This window comes from Agrobacterium sp. 6Ca8, assembly GCF_055382765.1.
This window is the reverse complement of the sequence record NZ_AP026433.1, coordinates 57293-83402: the sequence shown is the minus strand read 5'-3', so window position 1 is coordinate 83402 and position 26110 is coordinate 57293. Positions and strand designations below refer to the sequence as shown.

The following is a 26110-nucleotide window of genomic DNA, read 5'->3' as shown; positions in this document are numbered from 1 at the left end:
GGTCGCCTGAAAAAGAATAGTTTCCTCATCCTTCCAGGAAGCCGAGGAGCACGAGATGCAGGCCACCATCGAAAAACTGAAAGCAACGGCAAGCAGCACAGCCGCAACCGATCTGCGCGCTGCTTTTGCGGCCGACGACAAACGATTCAGCCGTTTCAGCGCCAAATTCGATGACCTGCTGATGGACTATTCCAAATGCGCTGTTAATGACGAAATCGTCACGCTTCTCGAACAGCTGGCGCGCGACGGTGGCGTCGAGGCAAAGCGCGAGGAGATGTTCTCCGGCAAGGCGATCAATTTCACCGAAGATCGTGCCGTGTTGCACACCGCACTGCGCAATCGCTCCAACACGCCGGTTCTCGTTGACGGCAAGGATGTGATGCCGGATGTGAACGCCGTTCTTACCGCCATGGGCAAGTTTGCCGACGCCATTCGCTCCGGTTCCCTGAAAGGTGCGACCGGCAAGAAGATCACCGACATCATCAATATCGGTATCGGCGGCTCCGATCTCGGCCCCGTCATGGCGACGCTGGCGCTTGCGCCTTTCCATGATGGTCCGCGTGCGCATTTCGTCTCCAATATTGATGGCGCGCATATTGCCGACACGCTGAAGCTCGTTGATCCCGAGACCTCGCTCTTCATCGTCGCCTCCAAAACCTTCACCACAATCGAAACGATGACGAATGCCGCGACCGCACGCCGTTTCATTGCCGACAAGCTGGGTGAAGAGGCTGTGAAGCACCATTTCGCCGCCGTTTCGACAGCATTGGAAAAGGTTGCCGCCTTCGGCATCGAGAGCGATCGCATCTTCGGTTTCTGGGACTGGGTTGGCGGACGTTATTCGATCTGGTCGGCTATCGGCCTGCCGCTGATGATCGCCATCGGGCCGGAGAATTTCGGAAAGTTTCTGGATGGCGCGCATGCCATGGACAAGCATTTCCGCGAGGCGCCGATCCGTGAAAACCTGCCGATGCTGCTCGGTCTCATCGGATTTTATCACCGCAACGTGCTGAACTATTCCACGCGGGCGATCCTGCCCTATGACCAGCGCCTGTCGCGTTTTCCTGCCTATCTGCAGCAACTCGACATGGAATCGAACGGCAAGGGCGTGACGATCGACGGGACACCTGTCGAAGGCCAGTCCGGCCCGGTCGTCTGGGGCGAACCCGGCACCAACGGCCAGCACGCCTTCTACCAGCTCATCCACCAGGGCACGAGCGTCATTCCGGCGGAATTCATGATCGCCGCCAACGGTTTCGAACCAGAACTGCGCCATCAGCACCAGCTTCTCATCGCCAATTGCCTGGCGCAGTCGGAAGCCCTGATGAAGGGCCGCACGCTGGCTGAGGCGAAAGCCCAGCTCACCTCCAAGGGCATGGAAGACAGCCAAGCCGATTTCATCGCGCCGCACCGCGTTTTCACCGGCAACCGCCCGTCCATTACCTTCGTCTACGACAAGCTGACGCCATTTGCGCTTGGCCGTCTGATCGCGCTCTACGAACACCGCGTCTTCGTGGAAGGCGTGCTGTTCCGCATCAACTCCTTCGACCAGTGGGGTGTGGAGCTTGGCAAGGAACTGGCAACCGGCCTGCTTCCCGTCGTTGAAGGCAAGGAAAGTGCAGCCGGCCATGACAGCTCGACACAGGGTCTGGTGAAGGCGCTGTCGGGACTGGCGGGGTAAAATTCTTGCTCCCTTGATAATTACGAAAGCCGGAAGGAAACTTCCGGCTTTTTCAATTCAGCATCGATGGAACGCCGATTGGAGGCACATATGGCACTGCGGCAAGGCAAGGATTTTCTGGCGTTTCATGACCTGCCTGAAGATGCGGTGCTGTCGATCATAGACCGTGCAGGCAGTCTGGCGCAGGACTGGTCAAAGGGCACGATGCCGCAGCTGCTCAAGGGAAAACGCATCGGGCTGATCGTCGACGATACCGGTTGGCGCAACACCGCTGCCTTCGATCTCGGCATTCAGGCCATGGGCGGTGTTTGTGTCACCGTCCCGATCAGCTTTAATGGCCGCGAAGAAATTGCCGACCTGGCGGGCTATCTCGACAACTGGTTCGATCTAGTCATTATCCGCACGAAAGAACTCTCGACCCTCCGGGCGCTTGCGGGCGAAATGCGCGCACCCGTCATCAACGCGCGGACCAAGTCCAATCATCCCTGCGAGACGCTTGGCGATCTTGCCCACATCAAAAGCTTGAGAAGCCGGGTCGACGGTCTCAAGATCGTCGGCGTCGCGCCGGATGCCAATATTTTGCGCTCGTGGGTCGAGGCCTCGATGTCCCTGCCAATTCAGGTCACACAAGTTTACCCCGAACAATGGCACGTCACGGATGCTGCGCTCATCAACCCGAATTTCCGGGCCAGCTCTGATATGGCGGAGTTGCTAGACGCGGATGTGGTCATTACCGATTCCTGGCCCGCCGGTTCGGATCATATCCTGATCAACTACCGTATATCCGCATCCCTTCTCGACAGGATGCAGCCCGAGGTGATCTTTTTACCCTGCCCGCCGGTCGCCCGTGGTCAGGAAGTGACGGCAGATGCAATGTCGCATCCGGCCTGTCAAAGCCGGCCCGCAAAGGCATTTCTTCTGCACGCGCAGAATGCTCTGATGGAATTTCTCCTCGCCTGAGGCGGCGCCGGGCGCCTCAGATATACAGCGCCGCCATCTTGCGCCAGGCGCCTGCCCGATGAGCACGTCCCTCCCAGACATGCAACTGATGCCCTATCTGCTTGTCGTTAAGAACCCGGCTCAGGTGATGATTGTTGTCCAAAAACGGATCGGCATCGCCGATGGTGAAAACCATGTCGATGCGGCGGAGGTTTTCAAGCCGCCAGCCGCAGGCGAGGTCCGGCAGAAAGTGGCTCGGCATGTGGAAATAGACATCGTCATCGTAGTAACCGTCGAACAGATCGCCGAAGGATTCCACCTTCATCGTCAGATCGTAGCGGCCGGAAAAGGCGACGAGCTTGCGGAAAAGATGTGGGTGACGAAAGACGAGGCTGGCGGCCTGAAACGCGCCGAGACTGCAGCCCTGCACGATGGTATCGCCATGCGGGTTTTTCTTAGCCATCAGCGGCAGCACTTCATTGAGAATATAATCTTCGAAGGCGGCATGGCGGCGAATGCGCTCGGACGGGTGATTATGGGCCGCATAAAAGGTCTCTTTGGCCAGCCCCTCGATACAATAGAGCTGAAGATGACCGGCCTCCACTTTATCGGCCAGACTGTCGACAAGGCCAAGTTCCTCATATTCAAAGAAGCGCCCGTCGCGTGTGGGAAACATCAGCACCTTGGCGCCAGAATGACCGAATATCAACAGCTCCATATCACGATGAAGCCTTTGACTATACCAGCGGAGATATTCGCGTTTCATGGCACCTTGAAAAACTGTCTGACCTTGTCCCTGTGGACCGCATCTTGGGATGCACTGTCAGCGTATTCGAAATGTCCCGCGTCTAGGATGAAGATTTCATTAAATTTTGAGAGCGGCAGGGCATTGGCAACCGCAAACTGGCACGGCGGCGCCACCGCCGGATCGAACAGGGCGGGCGCGACCAGCATCGGCACTTTTATGCGGGAAGCCGCAGAAGCGGCATCGAACAGACGCAGCATTTCCAGCACATTGGCATGGGTCTTCTGATAGGTCTGGACCGCATCCGCGCTGCCGACGGTCGGCAGCGTCAGCCAGAACGGCCGGTGTCCGAATGTCGGTACGACCAGATGGCCCCGGTCAATGCGCGCATCATATGGTATCGCCAAAGCCCCAATCCCGCCCCCGAAGCTGATGCCGCTGTAGCCCACCTGCCCCTCCAGCCATGGATAGAGCGTGACGAGCGTGGAGACGGCGATCCACAGATCATCGACACAGCCACCGATGATGTAGTCGTCTTTTCTGTCGATGTTGTAGAGGACATGAAGGGCCGGGTCAGACGAAATCGGCGGACAGGCGCTTAGCGAAAGCCCGCGAAAACAGGGAAACAGCACGGCCGTTTCTTCAACCGGCACATCGAAATCGGGCTCTCCCCGCCCGCCATAACCATGGCCGACAACAAGTCCGCGCCGCACCTGTCCTTTGCGCGGCAGAAGCATCCATCCACCGATGCGGAAGCCGCCGGTGGATGTGTATGAGATATCGAGAACATGCCAGCGGGGATGGCTGAGTTTGCTCTTGCGCAGCACCGGTCGCGGATCCGTGGCCAGCGCGTGGCGACAACGCTTCTTCCAGAAATCATCAAAGCCCGGCGGCGCCTCAGGCGGGATAATGGCCAGCAACTGCTCGCGCCGCATGCCATAGGTCGGGTCGAAATCGAAAGGATGGGTTGTTGGAACGCTCATGCGATGCTTGTTTCGTGAAAGACCGGCCGACACAAGCTTCTTGATATCCAAATATCGATTTTTTACGACCCCGGCCCAGGCAGGAGTGATGAACCGCCTTTTCAAAACGGTTCAACCATATCCTTTACAATCCGATTTCATGCGCGAAGGGCGGATTTGCGCCAGCTCGCGAGACGGTCACCGCAGCAGCCTTTGCGCCGAGCGCCAAAGCCTTTCTGATCTGCTCTTCCGTCAGCGAAGCGACCTGCGCCTTCGTCAGAAGCCCCTGCATTTTCAGCGAGGCGAGAATGCCGGCGTCGAAGGTGTCGCCCGCGCCGACGGTATCGACGACCTCCACCCGCTCGGAAGCCACTTCCACCTTGAAATTGGCGGTGTAACCGACCGCACCCTTGGCGCCACGGGTGACGACGACCAATTTCGCGCCATGGTGCAGCCAGTGGCGAGCGAGCGTGTCCTCATCACCTTCCAGACCGAACCATTCGAGGTCTTCGTCGGAGAATTTAACGATATCCGACATGGCAGCCATACGGCGGATGCGGGCCATATGCGACTGCTTGTCCTTGATGAAACCGGGGCGGATATTCGGATCGAGGGAGATGACTCGGCTTTGATGCTCGCGCATCATCAGCGCCTCATAGGTGCTGCCGCAGGGTTCCGGAATGAGGCTGATCGCGCCGAAATGCAGCGCCTCGCAATCGGCGCCCAAGGCCGGAAGCTCTGCCTCGGTGATCATCCGGCCGGCGGTGTTTTCGTCATAAAAGGCGTAGGTGGCATGGCCATCGACGAGCTTGACAAAGGCGATGGTGGTCGGCCGCGAAAGCGTTGCGCAATAGCTGAAATCCACGTTGCTCGCCCGCAGGGTTGTCCGCAGGATATCGCCCATCATGTCATCGGAAAGACCCGTGAAGAACGCGGACGGGACGCCGAGACGCCCGAGCGCAATGGCCGTGTTGAAGACTGCTCCGCCTGCATAGGGGGCAAAACCCGCCTCACCCAGCGTCGTCTGCCGGGGCAGCATGTCGATCAGGGCTTCACCACAACACAGGATCATTACGGTCCTCCTCAAACAGCAAATCAAATGGACTTAAATCGATTTAGACGAAGATCGATCGGAAGGCCAGCCACAAGCTGGCTGGCCGCATCCGAAATTAAGATTGCGGCAATTCGCTGACGCCGCCGCGCTTTGCGGACCAAGGCAGCGGGTTATCGAGGAAGGCCTCGACCTCCGACAGGGTCTTTTCGTCGAACAGCTTTTCAGCCCGGGCAACAGCGAGAACATCGCGCCAGGTCGTGAGATAATGCAGCTTGACATTGCCATTGGCGAAGCGCGCTTCGGCCTGTTCGAAAATGCCGTAATAGAAGAGCGCAATACCGTGATCGACAATGCCGCCTGCCGCGCGGATGGCGTCGATGAAGGTGAACATCGAGCCGCCAGCCGTCGTCAGGTCCTCAATGACGAGCACGCGGGCGCCTTCCGGCATATGGCCTTCGATCTGGGCGTTGCGGCCATGGCCCTTTGGCTTCTTGCGGCAATAGATCATCGGCAGGCCAAGACGCTCAGCAAGGAAAGCCGCGAAGGGAATGCCCGCCGTTTCACCGCCCGCGACACAGTCGAATTTCTCGAAACCGGCCTCGCGCATCACCGCCGCTGCCGCAAAATCCATCGCCGCAGAGCGAATACGCGGGAAGGAAATGAGCTTGCGCATGTCGATATAAACAGGGCTCTTCATGCCCGAAGCGAAGGTGTACGGGCTTTCCGAATTGAAGTGGACCGCCTTGATTTCCCACAACATCTTCGCAACCAGTTCTGCAACGACAGTGCGGTCAGTGAATGTGAAATGGTTCATAGGCGTTCTCCTTTTTCGGCCTTCATAACAAAACCGCCGGCAGTGCCGGCGGTCATTAAAAAAATCAGCTCACGTCCCAATGAAGCGGGAACATCGGATCAAATACGGTCACCGGCCCGGCGCCCGTCTCGATCTTGGCGGGAAACGACACCGGCTCCTCGCGCTTCACTAGCGTGATGGTCTCCTCATTTGGCGCCAACCCGTACCAGGCTGGGCCGTTGAGGGAAGCGAAGGCTTCCAGCTTGTCGAGAGCGTTTTCCTGCTCGAAGACATGCGCAAGACAGCTCATGGTGTTGATCGAGGTATATATGCCGGCGCAGCCGCAGGCGCATTCCTTCAGCGGATCGACATGCGGGGCGGAATCGGTGCCGAGGAAGAAGCGGGCATCACCCGAAATCGCGGCCGCACGGAGTGCCAACCGGTGCTCCTCGCGCTTTGCGACGGGCAGGCAGTAATAATGCGGCTTGATACCACCGACCAGAATGGCGTTGCGGTTGATGATGAGATGGTGAGTGGTGATGGAACCGGCGAGATTGGCCTTGGACGACTTTATGTAGTCCACGCCATCGCGGGTGGTAATGTGCTCCATCGTCACCTTGAGCTCAGGCAGGCGCTGGCGCAGCGGCTCCAGAACCGTGTCGATGAAGGCTTTCTCGCGGTCGAAAATATCGACCTCCGGCGTCGTCACCTCGCCATGCACGCAAAGCGGCAGGCCGATTTTCGCCATGCGTTCCAGAACCGGCATCGCCTTGTTGAAATCGCGCACGCCGCCGTGGGAATTGGTGGTCGCGCCGGCCGGATAGAGCTTCACGGCGGTGATAAGACCGCTTTTCTTGCCCTCTTCCACGTCGTCGGCCTGCGTGTCCTCGGTGAGATAAAGCGTCATCAGCGGCTCAAAACGGTCGCCCGCAGGAATGGCCTTGACGATGCGTTCGCGATAGGCGCGGGCATCGGCGCAGGTGACCACCGGTGGCACCAGGTTCGGCATGATGATTGCGCGGGCGAAATGGCGGCTCGTATCCCCGATCACGCCTTCCAGCATGGCGCCATCGCGCAGATGCAGATGCCAGTCATCAGGGCGGCGAAGGGTGAGCGACTTCATCGGGATACCTCGGAGCATGACGGAATTGGCGCCCGCTTAGCATCTTTCGTCACAGGAAAACAGCCGCCGAGAGGCATCGGGCGGCTGTAAATGTCATTTTTTTGAAGCGAGCCTCAGATGCCGCCCGCTTCGGGACCCCACACATCCGTCATGGCAAAGCCGTCCGCAAAGGGATCGAAGGGGTCAAGGCCGACCTGGTGCAGCCCGAAGGTGAAACCGCGGCCGGCAATGGTGGGAATGACCGCCGGACGACCTGCCACTTCGGTGACGGCGGAAAGGCCGACATCGAATTCCGAACCGATGATCGAACGGGATTTGTATTCGTCTCCCACCTTCACCTTGCCGCGCGCATAAAGCGTGGCGAGATTGGCGGAATTGCCGGTACCGCAGGGCGAGCGATCCGCCCGGCCCGGCCACATGGTGGTGCAGGTGCGGATGGAACCATCGGCATCCACATCGCGGAACATCACATAGGCCACGCCTGATATGGCGGGGATTTCGGGATGCACGACCGTCATTTCACTGTTGACGAGGTCCTTGAGGATCATGCCCGCAGCAACCAGTTTCGCTGCATTGGCCTTTTCGATGGTCAGGCCGATCTGGCGCACATCGACCAGCGCGTAAAAGATGCCGCCATAGGAAATATCCATCGTCACCTTACCCCATTCGGGCGTGTCGATGGTCACATCCAGCTCATGCACGAAGGACGGTACCATGGTCAGCTTGACCTTTTCGCAGCGCCCGTCGCGGCAGGTGGCGGTGGCCTTGACCAGACCGGCGGCCGTTTCCAGAATGACGACCGTTTCCGGCTCCTGCATCTCCACCATGCCGCTTTCCAGAAGTGCTGTCGTCGCGCAGATGGAATTGGAGCCGGAACTGGCATGCGCCTGATCCGGCTGGAGAATGACGAAGGCTGTATGGGCATCCGGGTGTTTCGGCGGCAGCAGAAGATTGACTGACCCCATGGGCGTGCCACGCGGCTCCAGCGTCAGAAAGCGGCGCAGGGCTTCCCCTTTTGGATCGGTATTCATCCAGTCAAGCTGCTCGGCCACGGTGTTGCCGGGAATTTTCGGCGCGCCGCCGGTGACGACACGGCCGATTTCGCCTTCGCAATGAACATCGAGAAGCTGCAGGGTGCGTTTCCAACGCATGGGATCTTACTCCGGAAGTTGAGCTGTTGACCCGACCATATAGGTAAAAATACAAGCTGTATACAAATCTGCGCGAGCTGGATGGCGAAAATCGCTTATGGTTTTCGCCATCCAGTTCTCATCATGATCTAGCGATTTCGGCACTCCGCCCGGTTACGATTGGCGGCGGCGTCGCAATTCACTCGCGAAGACTGAACTGCCTGATCGTCCACCACGGAGCCGGCCGTATCACCAACCGATCCGACGGTGTTTTCAACAGAGCGACCGAGCCTCTCCACCTGCCTGCCGTAATTTTCACGCGTGCGCGGATCGAACACCGCAATGGGCGCGCTGACCACGACGCTTGCCGCCGTTCCAACCGTTTGCGCGGCACCGATGCTGACCGCGCCCAGCGCCTCCCCCAGACCGACATCGGAATCCGTCACAGTCTGGCCGGCAATGAGGCGGTCGCCGATCAAGCGCACGACTTCAGGGCTTTCTGCAAATTTGCCGTGGTTCAACCGGTCACCGGATTGCAGCTTGGTCAGATCAAGAACAGTGATACCGGCCTTTTCCAGCTGGCTGCGATAGGGTTCGACGGAAGGGTCGATCTGGCCCAGGCGGTCGACATTGCCGGAAATGCGGCGCGACAGGCTGAGCGCACGATCATCCTGCGAGACGAACAGGGTGAATTTCGGCGGCGCCTTGCCGAAGCTGGCGAACTGCCGGCTGAACACGTCCACATCGAGATCTGGTGCTGCCAGAATGACATTGCTGATCTTCGGATCGACGCGGCCGTTGCGGATGGCCATCTGGCGCAGCGCCTCCACGGCAAGCCATGTGCCCATGGAATGCGCCATGACCGTGACCTCGCCGATCGATTTGTCCTTTGCCAGACGGGTCAGCATTTCCTCAAGCGCATCTCGCGAGTAATTGGTGCTTTCCTTGTCGTAATTATAGTCGAAAATACTCGCCCGTGACGGCCATGTGAAAACCACAGGCACGACATCCGAGCCGGAATCATAGACGATCTGCGCAAAGCGATAGACCGATTCCTCGTAACGATTGTTGAAACCGTGCACGAAGACCAGAACGCGGCGGTCCTTATGGATATGTTTGCTGATCCAGCTTTTCGTCTCCGCTTCGGAACGAACAGGCTCAACCGCCACCGTGGTGAAATCCTTCAGAGGGTTAGGCGGCAGCTTCTTCGGCCACTGCACCTGCCCGACCTTGCGGTTGGCCTTAGGCGGAATGGAGATGGTGACGGCATCGACCTTCAAGCCGGTTCCGCGTTCGCCGCCGAAAAGCACGGCGGCATTGTCCGAGGGCGCTCGCGTGGTGGCAACCAGGAGATTGACGGGCGTGGTTCCCGCCACGGTCTGCCCTGTTGGCGTCATGACCCCGATGGGACGCCCCCCGCAGCCAGCGAGCAGGGCAACAATCGCGATTATGGCTACGAAGCGGATGGGCATCACATCATTCTCCTGCAACCCAAAGGCAGCCGGATAGCGGCCAGAGGACAGGAATTTCTACCGGAGGCGGAACTGCCGCGCCAGCAACCATCGCGCAAGCGCGGAGATTTCCGCGCCGGTGTGTCCAAACAGACCCAATTTTCCCGCCTTGCGGAGCCGGGAGACGTGATTGTGACGTGCAGGCGAGTTCTATCGCTGCGGCAGCATCGTGCCCCTTTCGCGAAGGGCATTGTGCCAGGACAGCGCCTCTTCAATGAGGTGCGGCGTATGTCCGCCGCGTGCCACCGCTCGCTGGAAATAGTCCGTCAGGGCATCGCGATAGTGGGGATGCACGCAATTTGCGATAATGACAGCAGCGCGCTCACGCGGAGCAAGGCCGCGCAGATCGGCCAACCCGATTTCCGTGACCAGAATATCCACATCATGTTCGGTATGGTCGACATGGCTGACCATCGGCACGACGCTGGAGATGGCGCCGCCCTTGGCAATCGACTTGGTGACGAAGATGGACATGTAGGCGTTGCGGGCAAAATCCCCCGAGCCGCCAATGCCGTTCATCATGTGAGTGCCACCGACATGAGTGGAATTGACGTTCCCGTAAATATCGAACTCCAGCGCGGTGTTGATGCCGATGATGCCGAGGCGGCGGATGACCTCCGGGTGATTGCTGACCTCCTGCGGACGCAGGATCAGCCTGCTCTTGTAATCGGCCAGTCGCGGCATGACCCGTTCGTTCATGGCAGAGGAGAGCGTGATCGATGAACCGGAAGCGAAAGTCAGCTTGCCCGCGTCGAAAAGCTCGAAGGTCGAATCCTGCAGAACTTCCGAATACATTTTGAGATCGTGAAACGGCGTATCGATGAAACCGTGCATGACGGCATTGGCGATGGTGCCGATACCGGCCTGCAACGGCTGGAGTTCGTGGGTCATGCGGCCATGACGGACCTCATTCAGCAGGAATTCGGTGAGATGGCCAGCAATCGCCTTGGTCTCGTCATCAGGTGGCAGCACCGTCGAAAAACTGTCGCTCTTGTCGCTCAGGACGATTGCGGCGATTTTTTCCGGCGGCACCGGAATGAACGGCAGCCCGACGCGACTGTCCGTTGCCACCACGGGAATGGGCATGCGGGTCGGGCGTTTTGCGGGGATGAAAATATCATGCAACCCCTCGAGAACGTCGGGTTGCGACAGATTGATCTCAACGATGACCTTTTCAGCCAGAATGGCAAAGCTCGCCGAATTACCAACGGATGTGGTGGGCACGATACCGCCGTCCGCCGTAATCGCAACCGCCTCGATGATGGCCACATCCACACCGTGGATCTGGCCGCCGCGCAATTGCTCGACCGTTTCAGAAAGGTGCTGGTCGATGAACATCACCTTGCCGTCATTGATCGCCTTGCGCAAAGCGGGGTCGGACTGAAACGGCATACGGCGCGCCAGCATGCCCGCCTCCACCATGGTCTTGTCGAGATCATTGCCAAGCGATGCACCGGTCATCAGGGTGATCTTCATCGGGTGCGTCTTCGCACGCTCGGCCAGCGCCAGCGGTACCGCCTTTGCTTCGCCGGCCCGCGTAAAGCCGCTCATGCCCACCGTCATGCCATCCTGAATAAGGCCGGCAGCCTCTTCGGCGCTGACGATCCTGTTCAAGAGGGACGCGTTGCGGATACGCTTTTCAAGCATGCACTTCTCCATGATCTGCATTCCAGATGGCGCGTCACGTGGCTGGCCACCTCACCAGTGACTATGGCGCGGAGTTTCAACGATGAAACTGACATAGATCAAGGGTGTGAACGGGACCATGGCTTTGATCCATCAAATCTGATCGACAGACCGCAAGTGGCGCATCGGCGCGACAGGCTGCAGGGCCATCGCAGCATCGCAGCCGACCTCAACCGCTGATGAGGCGTATGGATCGCCTCATTACATACCGGAGGGTTGCCTCAGCTATTGCCCGCAATCAGGGGCCTTCGCATGCGGAGGCCTGACCCAGCACGACCTGCCCTACTTCGACATCATAGGCACGCATGCCGAATGTACCGAGGCTGATCACCCGGTAACAGGGGTTGCCGCCGGTCCACAGGGGATCGACAACCTCGATATCGGTGATGAAGCGATGCGCGCAGGCCTGGCCGGAACTATAGGCGATGCCTTCAGCGCTGGTGCCCGCCATCGGAACGTGAATATGGCCAAAAACAATATGGCGCACGCCGGCCGGATGTCTGCCTAGACGCTGCATAACCGCGCCGTCATCATGCATGCCGATGTTTTCGAAATGCCGGATACCGCAATCCATTGGCGGGTGGTGAAGGAAAACTGTCACGGGAAGGTTGCCAGCGCCTTCAAGCGCCTTGTCCAGCCATGTCAGGCGATCCGCACCGTACATGCCGCCGATGACATCGGCCTCGTGGCTGTCGAGAAACAGCAGCCGGCCGAATTCGGTATCGATAAAGGACTGGATATAGCCGTTTTCATCCCTTGGCTGTTCGGGAAAGGCCGCCACGAATTCCGGACGGCGGTCGTGATTGCCGAGCATCAACCGCACGGGCAAGGACACGGACGCCAAAATGTCGCGAAGGAGTTCATAGGCCTCCGGCTCGCCGTAATTGCAAAGATCGCCCGTCATCACCAGAAGGTCGGCGTCTGCGTGTTTTTCGACAATATCTGATATCGCCGCGCGCAACTGCTTCTCGGGATCCACGCCGTTTATCGCGATGCCTGGCGGCAAAAGATGGGTGTCTGTAATCTGGATGATCTTCATTGTCGGTCTTTCTGCATAAAAATGGCTGCGGGAATGTGGTTCCCGCAGCCTTTTCCATGGTGTCGCTTACTTCAGCAGGGCGTTGGTCTGCTCGACGATCTGCTTGAGGCCAGCTTCCGGCGACACTTCACCGCGCATGACGGTGCCGATGATATCGCGCTGGGTGCGCCAGATGCGGACGGAATCGCCACCGGGATAACCGGCCCACGGCAGAGAACGATCAGCCTGCAGCGAAGCTGTCTTCACATTCGGGTTCTCGGCGTAATAGGGAGCCAGGAAGTCGGCGCCGGTTGCCAGCTTGTTGGTCGGCAGGTAGCCGGTGATGCGCACGATGGTGTTCTGCGCCTCGGGGCCGGTGATCCACTTCAGGTACTTCCAGGCAGCATCCTGCTTGGCTTTTTCCTGCGTCAGTATAACGGCAGAGTTGCCGCCGGTCGGCACGCCGCCCTTTTCCTTGTTGTCGAGCGGGAAGGTTGCCGTCTTCAATTTGAAGCGGTCACCAACCAGGCCGGTGATGGTCTGAACGTGGGCCGGGGTTGAGAAGATGAAGCCGGTAAGGCCTGCACCGAACTGCTGGCGCGACTGGTCCCAGTCGAGCAGGTTCTGGCCACCTTCGGTGACGAACTGGCGGGTCATCTTCAGGGCGTTGAGGCCGATCTCGTTGTCGAACGCAACGGTCTTGGTCTTTTCGTCAACGAGCTTGCCGCCCTGTTCGAAAACAAGCGCCTGCCACAACCAGTCATCCGGCCAGCCATTGATGTCGTAGCTCATGCCCGCAAACTTCGGGTCGAGTGCCTTGATCTTCTTGGCGAGAGCGATCAGCTCCGGGAAGGTCGTCGGCATCTTGTCCGGGTCGCCGCCAGCCTTGGTGACGAGGTCGGAGTTGATGTAGATGATCGGCGAGGAAGCGTTGACCGGCAGGCCGTACTGCTTGCCGTCGATCTGGCCGAGAGCTGCCATCTTCGGGCTGTAGTTCTTGTCGAGGAAGGCCTGACCGCCTTCAGCCTGGATGAATGGGCTAAGATCGGTGATCTGGTTGCGCGGTGCGAGCGTGTGCACCAGTTCCGCCGTCAGGTTGTAACCCGAGAAATAAACATCGGGCAGATTGCCGGTGACGGCCGAGCGCAAGACCTGCTGCTGGCCTTCATTGTAGCCTGCGGCCGGAGCGAGGAAGTTGATCTTCACATCCGGGTTCTTCTTCATGAATTCATCGGCCAGCGGCTGATGGAATTTCGTGAAACCCGGCAGGTTGTAGAGAACGTTCAGCGTGATTTCGTTGGCAAGAACCGGCGTTGCGAGGCCTGCAAACGCCACGCCGAGTGCCAGACCGCCCATCAGAGCGCGTCGGTTGATTTTCATGTCATTCTCCAAAATGGGTTGGGAGGAGGAGTTCGAACGACGTCACTTGACGCCGGTCATGGTAATACCGGCGATGAAATGCCGCCGTGCGAGGAGGAAGCACAGCACCATTGGCGCGGTAATCAGTGTTGCGCCCGCCATCAGGGCACCGTAATTGGCGCCGGATTCGACATCCGCAAAAAGCATCATGCCGAGCGGGGGCGGGGCGAGATTGGTGTCGGAGACCACGATCATCGGCCAATAAAGGTCGTTCCAGTGGGCGACGAGCGAGAAGATCGAGAAAGCCGCGAGCGAAGGCAGCGAGCCGCGCAGCACCAGTCCCCAGCAAATCTCCATTTCCGAAAAACCATCCATGCGGGCCGCTTCGATGATTTCATCCGGGTAGCTGCGGAAGGACTGGTTGAACAGGAAGATGGCGAAGACCGACAGGAAGAACGGCATCATCATCGCGAAATAGGTGTTCAGCAGTTCCGTCTTCGCCAGACCGACGAAAAGCGGCAGGGCAAGTGCCTGAATTGGCACGCAGAGTGCCGCGATGATGAGACCCAGCAGCAGCTTGCGGCCCGGAAACCTGAGCTTCGCCAGCGCATAGGCCGCCGGCACCGATGTCAGGACCTGTACGACGAGGATACCGACGCAGACGATGACGCCGTTCAGCATGAAACGTGCCATCGGCACCTGGCTCGCTGCGCGGGTATAGTTTTCGACGGCATCGAATTTCGCCGGGATCGGCCAGAGCGAGACGTCGAATATTTCCGCAGGCGAGCGGATCGACGTCAACATCATCCAGTAGAACGGCAGCAGCATCACGAAAGCGCCGAGTGCCAGCACGAGATGCGGGAAGTATTTGCGAAGCGCGGCCATCAATAGTGCACCTTCCGGTCCATATGCAGCGTCTGGCCGATCGAGAGGATCAACACGATCGCGAGGAAGATCACCGTCAGCGCAGCGGCATAACCGGTGTTGGAATATTCGAACCCTTCAAGATAGAGATCGAAAAGCAGGGTTTCGGAACCGAAGCGGCCCTTGGTCAGCACGGCAACCGTCTCGAACACCTTGAAGGCCGAGATCGAGGTGGTGACCACCACGAACATCGTCGTCGGCCCCAGCATCGGCCAAGTCACCGTTAGGAACCGGTCGATCGGGTTTTTCGCGCCGTCCAGTCTCGATGCCTCGTGCAGATCCTTCGAAATGGCGGTGAGGCCGGCGAGGAACAGCACCATGTTGAAGCCCAGAACCTGCCAGACACCCATCAGCGCCATGGTGGGAATGAGCAGGACCGGGTTGGAGAGGAACGCGACGGGCTCGAAGCCGAACCACTTGATCGCCGCATTCACCGGGCCAAGCGAAGGATGCAGCAGAAATTGCCACACGGTCGCCATGGCGACGAGCGTTGCGGTGACGGGCAGGAAATAAGCGACTTCCCAGAAGGCACGGCTGCGCTTGCGATTATAAACGAGCAAAGCCACGCCGAGCGCCAGGAACACGCCGAAGGGAATGACGATGACCGCATAAATGGCGGTATTCGCCAGCGCGCGCAGGAAGACCGGGTCGTGGAAAGCCTTCACGAAATTGTCGAGACCCACAAAGCGGGTGGAGAGTGCGCCGAGCTTGTAATCTGTGACGGAAAAACCGGCCAGAACGAATATGGGAACTATATAGATTGCCAAAAGCAGCAGACTTGCCGGTGCCGCGAACATCAGGCCACGCCAGATCATCCGCCGGTCCGCCTTCGAGAGGCGCGGGCGAGACTTTGCGCGCGTGGCCGAGGAAAAATCAACCGCCGTCATGCCGGCACCATTTCACGCACCGTCGTCTTGCGACGCAGGCCGTCTGCGGCAAAAAGATGCACGCGCTCCGGCGCAAAGCCGAGGTTCATCACGCCGTTCTCATCGGCGCCCAACACCTCGCCCGCGGCCTGACGCAGGGTAATGGCGACTGTCTCGTCGCTCAGAAGACGGCAGTTCACGAAACGGTCCGCGCCATGGGTTTCGCTGCGGGTCAACCGCACCGCGAAGCCTTCGGCACCCGGGCGCAGATCCTCGGCGCGAAGACCAAGCGTCGCCGGGCCGGCATCACGACCAGAAGCCTCGACGCCAAGATCGCGGCCGAAAGCCGTGACCTTACCTCCAGCATGGATTTCCACCGGCAGCAGGTTGATCGACGGCGTGCCAATGAAGCGCGCAACCGTCAGTGTCGCCGGTTTCCGGTAAAGCTCGTCCGGCGTGCCCAGTTGCTCGATACGACCTTCCGACATCAGCGCTATGCGGTCCGACATTGTCATCGCTTCGATCTGGTCATGGGTGACGTAGATAAACGTCGCGCCCAACCGCCGGTGCAGCCCGGCAAGCTCCTCGCGCATGTGGGCGCGAAGCTTTGCATCTAGGTTGGAGAGTGGTTCGTCCATGAGGAATGCGGCAGGCGAGCGCACCAGTGCCCGGGCTAGCGCCACGCGCTGGCGTTGGCCGCCTGAAAGCTGGGCCGGCTTGCGGTCCAGCAGATGCGCGATCTGCAGGGTCTCGGCCGCCTGTTCGACGGCAGCATCGATCTGGCGCAAAGTTTCGGCAGGCGCCGCAAATCTTCCGATCAGCGGCAAGCGTGCAGCAAGCGGCAGACGTCGCATCCGAAGCGGCGTTGCGATGTTCTGGCGCACGCTCATATGCGGATAAAGCGCGTAGGATTGAAACACCATCGCCAGATTGCGGTCACTCGGATCGATCTCCGTCACATCCTGACCGCCGATCGTCACCGAACCGCGATCCGGCGTTTCCAGCCCCGCAATGATGCGCAGCAGCGTTGACTTGCCGCAGCCGGACATGCCGACGAGGGACAAAAATTCTCCGGGACGGATCGAGAGATCGATCTCTTTCAGAACATCGTCAGCTCCAAAGCCTTTTCCGATACCCGAAAGTTCAAGTGATTGTGGCGTCATTCTGCGCTCCTTTTCTGGAGCGCGTATGCTTATATTGTATGACAATATGACGAAGGTTTGCAGAAAGTTCCGTGACACTGAAAAGCCCGGCAATCCCGGCTCATCGCCACGCCTTGCGATGCCGACCTTCATAAAAAGCCGCTAATATCAGGGGGCAGTTCGACTATCCGAGCTCGACGCTTGTTCACTGGCTCCGCGAGCCTCGCGGGCCCGGTTTCTAAACGGCTGCAAGAATCACATGAGCCTGAATTTTGGTGACGACTTCGTCGCTGCCATAGCGCGCTTCAATGGCGGATGCGGCGCAGTCCGTCGCGGCTTCAAGTTTTCCCGGCGCTCTGGCTTCGATTTCGGTCCGGAGAACGGTTCCCTGACAATAGGCGATGGCAGGAATGCGCGGTGACGATGCACGGCTTTGCGCCGCTATCGTCTCGATCACCACCCGAGAGAAGCCGGCACTTTCCAGCTCACCACGAATCAATGTCGTATCGTGGTAGCCGTGCGGGGTGCGGACCATGAAGCGCGGCGGATCGTCGGGAAACAGGCTTGCAAGGGCGTTCGTCACCTCATTCGCGAGATGATTCTCCTCGATGCGGTCCCATACGTTGAATAAATAATGGCCGCCGGGCTTCAGCACCCTCTTCGCTTCGCGATAGGCAGACGGGCGGTCGGGAAAAAACATCGCACCGAACTGGCAGATAACGAGATCGAAAGCAGCATTTTCGAACGGCAGCGCCTGAGCGTCGGCTTGGCGCCACCGGATGCGATTGTCGGGCACCTGGCGCGACGCCGCAAAGTCAAGCATCGGCTGGTTGAGGTCTGTCACGACATAGTTTGCCGCGGGCGGTAATCCTGGTGCCAGTTCACGCGTGACAACCCCGGTACCTGCGGCGATTTCCAGAACATTGATCGGTGTCAACGCCGCCGCCCGCCGTGCCAGATCGCGGGCGAATGGCTCGAAAATCAACGGCACCATATAGCGGTCGTAGTTTTCCGGAATAGAGCCGGCAAAAACCTTGTCCGTTTCCAACATGGCTTCCACCCTGCGGTCAGCTGATGACCCCGGAACTTTAGCACATATACGGGAAATTCGGAATCTGTTCGGCCACGTGGGTTTTACGGATATGCCAACGGTGCCGATATTCTATCGACACGACAAACAGCTTTAGGCAAAGGCAGTATCATAGTATTTTTGTGGGAAGAGAAATGGCGCACCCGAAGAGATTCGAACTCCTGACCCCCAGATTCGTAGTCTGGTGCTCTATCCAGCTGAGCTACGGGTGCGTGCCGTTCCGGTCATTTCCGGTGGCGTGGCGATCCTCTAAAACGTCCTCATTCCGATTGCAAGCGATTTCGTTTCGAAATTGTCATTTTTCCGCAGCAATTCATGTATCTTATTGATTATACTACAAATTCCATCAAGGGCATTTTTGAGTGGCCATATGGGGCGCATATTCCGGGAGGTGCGGCGATTGTGCAGGACCTTCTTCAGGCGAAGTGATCAGGCGGTCCGAGCGGCGTGTACGGAGGCGGCGCGGTCGGCGATCTCGATGCGAAACTGCGTGCCGGGACCGGGTTTTTCGACAAGCGCTATCGTGCCGCCATGGGCAAGCACAAGTTCCCGCGCAATGACGAGGCCGAGACCGGTGCCGCCGGAGCGGGCCGATCCCCTGAAGGCGGAAAACAGGTTCTCTTTCGCCTTGCGCGGCATTCCCGGCCCGTTGTCGTCTATCACGATGCTGACGACGTTGCCGGCCCTCTGGGCTGCAATCGACAGATGCCGAGGCGCCGCGTTCGCCGTGTCGGATTGCAGTGCCTGAACGGCGTTGCGACAGAGATTGTGGATCACCCGGAAAAGCTGCTCGCCATCCGCATCGACGGTGAGATCGGGCGGCACGCTATCGTGAAACTCGATGCCGCTTTCCGGATCGAGCGCCAGAATGTCACGCACATCCCGCACCAGAAGACTTAACTGCACCGTCTTGCGTTTCGGCGCGCCCTCCGTCGCCTGCCCGTAGGCCAGAACCTCGGTTGTATAGGCCACGGCGCGGTCGATCGTGCGCAGCAGTTTCGGCGCAAAGCTCCTGACCATCGGATCCTTGGCGTCCACCAGCCGGTCCGACATAAGCTGTGCGGATGACAGGATATTGCGCATGTCGTGGTTGATCTTCGAAACCGCCAGACCGAGATCCACGAGGTTTTTCTGTTGCCGCAGGGTTTTCTGCAACTCCGTCTGCATATCGGCCAGGTGACGGCCCGCGACGGACAGCTCGTCGCTTCCCTCCTCCGGCACGAAAATCCGCTCGGGATTGCCCGGTTCCTCGGAAAAACGCTGCATGCCGAGCGTCAGGCGACGTATGGGCCGGATCATGATGCGGTTGATGGAAACGAAGATGAGACCGGCGGTGACAAGCGACAGGACAATGGAGATCAGGAAAACATTGCGGGCATAAGCCAGCATCGCCGCCCGTAGTTTGTTTTCACCCAGCACGAGTTCAATGATGGTGTCGCTGTCTCCGACCACATCGAAAACGCGGATGACGCGATTGCCACCAAACAGCAATGTGGAGAAGGCATCCCGCACCGCTGCCAGTTGCGAGACATCGGAAAGATCATATTGCTCATCGACCCCAGGTGGCGTTTCTGCCACGGCAAGCAGGCGCGATGTGCCATCCTTGCGCAGCGCAATCAGCTTCGCCCCGGTGGCCATCAGCGTGTCGTTCTGCACGCTCCGCGGCAATTCGGCCTGCAAGCCATCGATCACCGCGCCGGCTGCTGCCGCCGTGTTCAGACGGTCCCGCAGCCATGAAAGACGCATATTGGCGACCGAAGGCACGAAGATCAGCACTTCGGCAATCATCACGAAAATAACGGTGAGCAACAGCAGGCGCCCGGAAAGCCCCCCGGTCAATCCCGGCATGCAGTGCACCGGATTGTCTTCCGTGCCGTCCAAGCTGTCTACGCCTTTAGAAAACACCGGGCCCTGATCCTGTATGCGCGCCGCCGCTTCGGTGGAACGGCTCGGTTTATATTCAAGCACGATAATAGGACCTAACAGATATTTTTCAAATGCGTTGCAAAACAAACGTTTCCATCGCCTGAAAAACAAAACGCCGCCCGAGAGGGCGGCGTTTGACTTAGAACCGGTCTCAAGCGAAACCGCAGGCGGAATGGCTTAGAACTCCTGCCAGTCCCCGTTCGCCACAGCAGCGGCTGGTTGGGCGTTGAGAGCGCGGCTGACGCTGCTCATCAATTTACGTGCCGGAGAGGCCACGGCCGCTGCCCTTCCGGACACCGCCACTGGCCGCATCGGCTGTTCTGCGCGAGAGCGGATCTGACCATCCTCTACGCCGACCTTGAAGCGCGACACCAGCGTGACGAGATGGCCCGCTTCACCGCTCAGCTTGTGGGTTGCGGCCGAGGTTTCCTCCACCATTGCGGCATTGCGCTGCGTCACCTGATCCATCTGGTTGATGGCGGTATTCACCTCATGCAGGCCGGTCGACTGTTCCCGCGCCGCCGTGGCGATCGAATGGATATGTTCGTTGATAGCCAGAACGCGGGTCTCGATCTCGCCCAGCGCGCTGCCGGTTCTCTGCACCAGCGACACACCGCGCCCGACCTCTTCGCCGGACTTGGTGATCAGCGCCTTGATGTCCTTCGCAGCCGTCGCAGAGCGTTGCGCCAGTTCACGCACTTCCTGTGCGACGACAGCGAAGCCCTTGCCCGCCTCACCCGCACGCGCGGCCTCAACGCCGGCGTTCAGCGCCAGGAGGTTGGTCTGAAAGGCGATCTCGTCAATGACATTGATGATCTGGCTGATTTCCCGCGAGGCATGCTCGATCCGATCCATGGCGGAGACGGCATCGCGCACGACATTGGCGGATTCTGCCGTCTTCTGCTTGGTCTCTGCGACCATGGTGCTGGCTTCCTGAGCCCGATCCGTGGAATTGCGAACGACGGCGGTGATTTCGTCGAGGGCGGCGGAGGTTTCCTCCAGTGCCGCAGCCTGCTGTTCCGTCCGCTTCGAAAGATCGTCGGCCGCCGAACGCAATTCGTTCGCATTGCCGCTGATGCCTTCCGTGCTGCTGCGCACTTCCCGCATCGTCTCCCGCAGCTTGGCCAGCGTCTCGTTGACATTGGTCTGGAGCTCGGCGAACACGCCGCGGAACTCGCCATCCATCTTTTCCGTCAGATCGCCCCGCGCCAGACCTTCGATGACGCGGCTGGTCTCGGAAACACCATTGTCCACGCCGGTGAGCAGGGCATTGATCGTCGCAGCGAAACGATTGAGGTTTTCGTCGCCATAATCCTTGTTGATGCGGCGGCTGAAATCGCCCTGGGCCGCAGCGTCGACGACAACGGCCATACCGGCCTGCAGATCATCGCTCTTGGCACGCATGGCGGCTTCCTGCGCATTCATGCGGCGCACTTCACGACCGTTCTTCTTGAAGACTTCGACTGCCGCTGCCATTTCGCCGATTTCGTCGGTCCGGCCGAGATAGGGAACGTCCGCATCCAGATTTCCGTCCGCAACGGCATTCATCACTTCCGAAACCTTGCGGATGGGCGCGCTCAGCTGCCGCGCTCCGATGTAGAGGCCGAACGCCGCGCCGGCCAATATGCCGCTGCCGGTGACGATGATGACCAGCCAGAAGGTCGTCGTTACAAACCCGTCGATGCCCGCCTTGACGGCTTCAAGCCCGGCGATGTCATTCTTCACGACAGCATCGATTTCCGCCTGATAGGCTTTGCGGTTGGCCCGGTTCGCGTCGTTGTTACCCTGCTGGTTGGCGGCCTGCGGGCCGGCCTCGCGGGCAAGCCGCGCCGTTTCCAGACGGAAGGCCTTGAATTCCTTGAAGCGACTGGAGAGATTGTCGAAGGCCGCCTTCTGTTCTGCCGGAACGAGAGGGGTCCAGGTTGCGATCAGCTTCTCCATGGCGTCGAGGTTCTTGACGATGCCGTCAGCAAAAGGTGCCGCCTTTTCGATATCGGGCGCAGCGTAGACCCCGCGCGCCTCCATGACGACCGCAGTCACAAGCCGGTTCAGCGCTTCACCCTTATAGGCGCGCTCCGCTGCCTTTTCGTATCCGACCGTGCGCACCTGAAACTCGCTGACCGCATATATGGACAGGCCGCCGATGGTGCAGGCCACAAGGCTCATAAGCCCGACAAGAAGATTGATACGACCGCGAATTCTCAATTTCGTTCCCCCAAAAGCCAGCCGCACGATGGAAAATGGGAAGCTGGCATAACTTTTCCCATCACAACATTTATCAATGCCGCCTTAAGAAAGAATTTCAGAATTTACCGATCGTGCGATCGGAATGCGCGCGCAGCGCCCGTGAGCGAAGCCGATTTCATGGCGCTTCCGCAAAAGGTGAAGCGCGAAAACCCCTTCGGCAATTGACTTTGCTCGGCCTATGCCCTTATAAGCCGCGCACGCTCGGCCATTAAAAGCTCGCCCAGGCGGGGTTAGCCGTGCAAAAAACGAAACGCTCTTGCAAATAGTGCAAATTCAAGAAGGGCCGCACACCGCGGTATTAAATAAATGTCGAAGCGTACATTCCAGCCATCCAAGCTTGTTCGCAAGCGTCGTCATGGTTTCCGTGCCCGTATGGCTACTGCCGGCGGTCGCAAAGTTCTCGCAGCCCGCCGTGCGCGCGGCCGCGCAAGTCTGTCGGCTTAATTGCCGTCTCTGTGGCCCGATGAAAGTCGCGGGCACATGAGCAAGATAAAAAAACTGCCCGGCCGGCTTAAAAACCGGTCGGATTTTCTTGCCGTGCAGACGGGGGAAAAGCGTCGGGGAGGCACCTTTCTTCTGGAGGTCCTCGACAGGAAAACCCCGGAAACCGAACCTCGGGTCGGTTTCACCGTAACGAAAAGACAAGGCAACGCGGTCGAGCGAAATCGCATGCGCCGCCGTCTCAAGGAAGCCGTCAGGCTTTCTGCCGGATTCGCAATGAAGCCCGGCCATGACTATGTGATTGTCGCCCGCAGGGACGTGCTCGAGACGGCCTTCCCGAAACTTCAGTCTCTCCTTACCGAGCGAATTGAAGGAACGGCGAAACCGAAACGGTCCCAGGACACCCGCTCCAGGAAAGAATGATGGAAAAGAACCGCAATTACTTCATCGCGATAGCCCTTTCGGTTGTCATCGTCCTCGCCTGGCAATTCCTTTACATGAATCCGCGCATCGAGCAGCAGCGCCGCGCCGAAGAGGCCCGCCAGGCGCAGCAGCAGACGACGCAGCAACAACCGGCACCGGGTGCCGCACCCGGCGTGACCGTCGACGGCGCACCGCCTGCCTCCTCCACGCAGGCCGCCGCCACTGCGACGCGTGAAGAGGCGATTGCAAAAAGCCAGCGTGTGACCATCGACACCAACGCCATCGCCGGCTCGATCAATCTGACCGGCGCCCGCTTCGATGACATCCGGCTCAAGGGCTACCATGAGACCGTCGATGACTCGAGCCCGATCATCACGCTGTTTTCGCCTTCCGACACCAAGGACGGCTACTTCACCGAACTCGGTTACGTTGGCGGTGCCGATGCCGGCAGCGTTCCCGGTCCTGCGACCGTGTGGACACTCGCAAGCGGCGACAAGCTGACGGAGACCACACCGGTTACACTGAAGTATACCAACCAGAATGGCGTCGTTTTCTCCCGTACCGTTTCGATCGACCAGCATTACATGATCACGGTCAACGACAAGGTCGAGAACCCCGGGCAGGCGCCCGTCTCCTTTGCCACCTACGGCCGCGTGACGCGCAACAACAAGCCGGCAATACCGCCCGTTTTCGTCATCCATGAAGGCTTCCTCGGCGTCTCGGGCAAAGACGGCAGCCTGACGGAAGAAAAATACAAGGATGTCGAAGAAACCCCGGTAACGATTGCCAAGGCGACCGGCGGCTGGCTCGGCATCACCGACAAATATTGGGCCGCTGCCATTGTGCCGCCGCAGATGACGCCGTTCGAAACGCGTTACTCGCACATCAAGGGCAATCAGCCGAGCTACCAGGCCGATTTCAAGAGCGACACGATGACGGTCGAACCCGGCCAGTCCATCGAACTGAAGAGCCTTGTCTTCGCCGGTGCCAAGGAAGTGCCGCTGGTTGACCGCTATGAAACCGAATATTCCATTCCGAAGTTCGACCTGTTGATCGACTGGGGCTGGTTCTACTTCATCACCAAGCCGATGTTCAAAATGATGGATTTCTTCTTCCGTTATTTTGGCAACTTCGGTGTGGCCATCCTGCTGACCACCATCGTCGTCAAGGCTCTCTTCTTCCCGCTCGCCAGCAAGCAATATGCATCCATGGCGAACATGAAGCGCATGCAGCCGAAGATGGAAGAGCTGAAGGCCAAGCATGGCGATGACCGCATGGCCATGCAGCAGGCGATGATGCAGCTCTACAAGGAAGAGAAGATCAATCCGGTTGCCGGCTGCTGGCCGATGCTGCTGCAGATTCCGGTCTTCTTCGCGCTCTACAAGGTCATCTACGTCACCATCGAAATGCGGCATGCACCGTTCTTCGGCTGGATTCACGACCTTTCCGCGCCAGATCCGACCTCGCTTTTCAACCTGTTCGGCCTTCTGCCCTACGACGTGCCGCACTTCCTGATGATCGGCGTCTGGCCGCTCGTCATGGGCATCACGATGTTCCTGCAGATGCGCATGAACCCGACCCCACCCGATCCGACACAGGCGATGATCTTCACCTGGATGCCGCTGATCTTCACCTTCATGCTGGCTTCGTTCCCCGCCGGTCTGGTTATCTACTGGGCATGGAACAACACGCTGTCGATCTCGCAGCAGGCCCTCATCATGAAGCGTCACGGTGCCAAGATCGAACTGTTCGATAATCTCAAAGGGCTATTCAAGCGAAAGCCGGTGCAATCGAAATGAGTGAAACCGGCCCGGCAACCGAAAAGCCCCTCTTCGGGCGACCCTGGATATTCATTCGCGGCGTTCCCGCGATGAAATTCCTGCCGCCCGAAGGCCCGCCGGAGATTGCCTTCGCCGGACGTTCGAATGTCGGCAAGTCTTCGCTCATCAATGCGCTGGTGGGCCACAAAGGCCTTGCCCGCACCTCCAACACACCCGGACGCACGCAGGAACTGAACTACTTCGTTCCTGAGGGTTATTCCGGTGAGCCGGGCGACCTGCCGCCGATGGCGCTGGTCGATATGCCGGGTTACGGCTATGCGCAGGCGCCGAAGGACCATGTCGATGCCTGGACGAAGCTCGTCTTCGATTACCTGCGTGGACGTGCGACGCTGAAGCGCGTGTACGTGCTGATCGATTCCCGCCACGGAATAAAAAAGAACGACGAGGAGGTTCTTGGCCTGCTCGACAAGGCGGCCGTGTCCTATCAGGTCGTGCTGACGAAGACGGACAAGATCAAGGACGTTGGCGTTCCCCGGCTGATAAGTGAAACGCTGGAGAAAATCCGCAAGCGTCCCGCCGCCTATCCGGAAGTTCTCGCTACCTCGTCGGAAAAATCCTTCGGGCTGGATAGCCTGCGCGCCGAGATCGTACGAACGGTCTCGCTCTAAAAGACCATCGCCTTCAGGCGATGGTGAAAAGCAAGACGGCGGTCCACAGCATCGCCGTCAATGCCAGAAGCCGCCAGAAACGCACGGAATTCCACACCTCCAGAAGCATTGCGGCGAATATGCTGCCATTGCGAAGCGGCTGGCCCTTGAATGGCAGACCGGAGCGAAGCGGATCCCTGTCAAGCAGGGCTGCAACGCCCGCTCTTTCGCGATATTCGGTTTCCGCCAGATTGTCCCGCCAGCGCCTGACCATGGCCGCAAACTGGCGGTCGCGTTTGACGCGTTTTGCAAGCTCCGCCATGCTTTCCGGTGGCAAGGCACCCAGCACATATTCGCCAGCGAGTACTTCGTCCCGCAAACCGCTTTGCTTGTCTCGATCCGGTACGGTCATATGTTTTCAAACTCCTCGGTCGTTCAGGCCAGCATCGTTTTTTGCGATGCGCAACGATCCTCCGTCGCCCTGCTGAATAACCCCTCCCCTGCTCGCCACAAGGCTGGTCCGATTGGTGCTTTATGTCAATCTTATTACGCGCCGCAGGCCGCCCGAAAGCGGAATTTTACTATGCGCCGACACAATATGGCCCGGAGGTTACTTCATTCG

At 59.1% G+C, this 26110-nt stretch carries 23 protein-coding genes and 1 tRNA gene; 6 read left to right on the top strand and 18 right to left on the bottom strand.

From position 1 onward, the window contains the following. Window positions 1-55 precede the first annotated feature (55 nt). Both pgi and ACZ5A6_RS00395 read left to right on the top strand, forming a co-directional pair. Window positions 56-1681, top strand: a complete 1626-nt coding sequence (gene pgi / locus ACZ5A6_RS00400) for a glucose-6-phosphate isomerase (RefSeq protein WP_111795021.1) — start codon at window positions 56-58, stop codon at window positions 1679-1681. 90 nt (window positions 1682-1771) lie between these two features. Next, complete coding sequence (locus tag ACZ5A6_RS00395) at window positions 1772-2641, top strand: ornithine carbamoyltransferase (RefSeq protein WP_174060689.1); 870 nt, start codon at window positions 1772-1774, stop codon at window positions 2639-2641. A 16-nt stretch (window positions 2642-2657) separates the two neighbouring features. On the opposite strand, the gene ACZ5A6_RS00390 is transcribed toward ACZ5A6_RS00395, so the two are convergent. From ACZ5A6_RS00390 to ACZ5A6_RS00310, 17 genes are all read right to left on the bottom strand, one after another. Further along, entirely contained in the window at window positions 2658-3386 is a 729-nt protein-coding gene (locus ACZ5A6_RS00390) for an esterase family protein (protein WP_025592302.1), read from the bottom strand. Further along, complete coding sequence (locus tag ACZ5A6_RS00385; protein ID WP_174060688.1) at window positions 3383-4348, bottom strand: acetylxylan esterase; 966 nt, start codon at window positions 4346-4348, stop codon at window positions 3383-3385. Before ACZ5A6_RS00385 ends, ACZ5A6_RS00390 begins: the two co-directional genes overlap by 4 nt. A 124-nt stretch (window positions 4349-4472) precedes the next feature. Further along, entirely contained in the window at window positions 4473-5399 is a 927-nt protein-coding gene (locus ACZ5A6_RS00380; RefSeq protein WP_174060687.1) for a carbohydrate kinase family protein, read from the bottom strand. Between the two features lie 97 nt (window positions 5400-5496). After that, window positions 5497-6195 carry an orotate phosphoribosyltransferase gene (locus ACZ5A6_RS00375; RefSeq protein WP_003514873.1) on the bottom strand — a complete coding sequence of 233 codons (699 nt, stop codon included), beginning with the start codon at window positions 6193-6195 and terminating at the stop codon, window positions 5497-5499. Between the two features lie 64 nt (window positions 6196-6259). After that, on the bottom strand, window positions 6260-7297 hold the full coding sequence (gene pyrC / locus ACZ5A6_RS00370; protein WP_003514871.1) for a dihydroorotase: 1038 nt from the start codon (window positions 7295-7297) through the stop codon (window positions 6260-6262). A 113-nt stretch (window positions 7298-7410) separates the two neighbouring features. Then, window positions 7411-8448 carry a 4-hydroxyproline epimerase gene (locus ACZ5A6_RS00365; RefSeq protein ID WP_065661431.1) on the bottom strand — a complete coding sequence of 346 codons (1038 nt, stop codon included), beginning with the start codon at window positions 8446-8448 and terminating at the stop codon, window positions 7411-7413. 128 nt (window positions 8449-8576) lie between these two features. Next, on the bottom strand, window positions 8577-9899 hold the full coding sequence (locus ACZ5A6_RS00360; protein ID WP_013635402.1) for an alpha/beta hydrolase: 1323 nt from the start codon (window positions 9897-9899) through the stop codon (window positions 8577-8579). Window positions 9900-10088: 189 nt separating this feature from the next. Further along, window positions 10089-11585, bottom strand: a complete 1497-nt coding sequence (locus ACZ5A6_RS00355; RefSeq protein ID WP_003514866.1) for an acetyl-CoA hydrolase/transferase family protein — start codon at window positions 11583-11585, stop codon at window positions 10089-10091. Window positions 11586-11862: 277 nt separating this feature from the next. Then, entirely contained in the window at window positions 11863-12663 is an 801-nt protein-coding gene (locus ACZ5A6_RS00350) for a phosphodiesterase (RefSeq protein WP_174060684.1), read from the bottom strand. 66 nt (window positions 12664-12729) lie between these two features. Next, window positions 12730-14022 carry an ABC transporter substrate-binding protein gene (locus ACZ5A6_RS00345; protein WP_013635399.1) on the bottom strand — a complete coding sequence of 431 codons (1293 nt, stop codon included), beginning with the start codon at window positions 14020-14022 and terminating at the stop codon, window positions 12730-12732. Window positions 14023-14064: 42 nt separating this feature from the next. Continuing rightward, window positions 14065-14886: a carbohydrate ABC transporter permease gene (locus ACZ5A6_RS00340; RefSeq protein ID WP_003514860.1), complete on the bottom strand. Its 822-nt coding sequence runs from the start codon at window positions 14884-14886 to the stop codon at window positions 14065-14067. Further along, the gene (locus tag ACZ5A6_RS00335) at window positions 14886-15812 is read right to left on the bottom strand and encodes a carbohydrate ABC transporter permease (RefSeq protein ID WP_003514858.1); all 927 of its coding nucleotides are present in this window, start codon (window positions 15810-15812) and stop codon (window positions 14886-14888) included. Before ACZ5A6_RS00335 ends, ACZ5A6_RS00340 begins: the two co-directional genes overlap by 1 nt. Beyond that, window positions 15809-16954: an ABC transporter ATP-binding protein gene (locus ACZ5A6_RS00330; RefSeq protein WP_174060683.1), complete on the bottom strand. Its 1146-nt coding sequence runs from the start codon at window positions 16952-16954 to the stop codon at window positions 15809-15811. The genes ACZ5A6_RS00335 and ACZ5A6_RS00330 overlap by 4 nt, the downstream gene beginning before the upstream one ends. Window positions 16955-17171: 217 nt before the next feature. Further along, window positions 17172-17984, bottom strand: coding sequence for a class I SAM-dependent methyltransferase (locus ACZ5A6_RS00325; protein WP_112675046.1), 813 nt, complete (start codon window positions 17982-17984; stop codon window positions 17172-17174). Window positions 17985-18158: 174 nt separating this feature from the next. Beyond that, window positions 18159-18235, bottom strand: a tRNA-Arg gene (locus ACZ5A6_RS00320). 217 nt (window positions 18236-18452) lie between these two features. After that, on the bottom strand, window positions 18453-19871 hold the full coding sequence (locus tag ACZ5A6_RS00315) for a sensor histidine kinase (protein WP_174060716.1): 1419 nt from the start codon (window positions 19869-19871) through the stop codon (window positions 18453-18455). 255 nt (window positions 19872-20126) lie between these two features. Next, a complete protein-coding gene (locus tag ACZ5A6_RS00310) occupies window positions 20127-22154 on the bottom strand; it encodes a methyl-accepting chemotaxis protein (RefSeq protein ID WP_174060682.1) in 2028 nt (675 codons plus the stop codon). A 348-nt stretch (window positions 22155-22502) separates the two neighbouring features. Between ACZ5A6_RS00310 and rpmH the strand changes: the two genes are divergently transcribed. Genes rpmH through yihA form a run of 4 tightly spaced genes read left to right on the top strand, consistent with a single transcriptional unit; the run spans window position 22503 to window position 25509 of the window. Next, window positions 22503-22640 carry a 50S ribosomal protein L34 gene (gene rpmH / locus ACZ5A6_RS00305; RefSeq protein WP_013635393.1) on the top strand — a complete coding sequence of 46 codons (138 nt, stop codon included), beginning with the start codon at window positions 22503-22505 and terminating at the stop codon, window positions 22638-22640. A gap of 36 nt (window positions 22641-22676) precedes the next feature. After that, window positions 22677-23060: a ribonuclease P protein component gene (gene rnpA / locus ACZ5A6_RS00300; RefSeq protein WP_174060681.1), complete on the top strand. Its 384-nt coding sequence runs from the start codon at window positions 22677-22679 to the stop codon at window positions 23058-23060. Beyond that, the gene (yidC, locus tag ACZ5A6_RS00295; RefSeq protein ID WP_174060680.1) at window positions 23060-24859 is read left to right on the top strand and encodes a membrane protein insertase YidC; all 1800 of its coding nucleotides are present in this window, start codon (window positions 23060-23062) and stop codon (window positions 24857-24859) included. Before rnpA ends, yidC begins: the two co-directional genes overlap by 1 nt. Further along, window positions 24856-25509, top strand: coding sequence for a ribosome biogenesis GTP-binding protein YihA/YsxC (gene yihA, locus ACZ5A6_RS00290; RefSeq protein ID WP_003514838.1), 654 nt, complete (start codon window positions 24856-24858; stop codon window positions 25507-25509). Before yidC ends, yihA begins: the two co-directional genes overlap by 4 nt. A gap of 13 nt (window positions 25510-25522) precedes the next feature. On the opposite strand, the gene ACZ5A6_RS00285 is transcribed toward yihA, so the two are convergent. Continuing rightward, window positions 25523-25900, bottom strand: a complete 378-nt coding sequence (locus ACZ5A6_RS00285) for a hypothetical protein (protein ID WP_003514836.1) — start codon at window positions 25898-25900, stop codon at window positions 25523-25525. Between the last annotated feature and the right edge of the window lie 210 nt (window positions 25901-26110).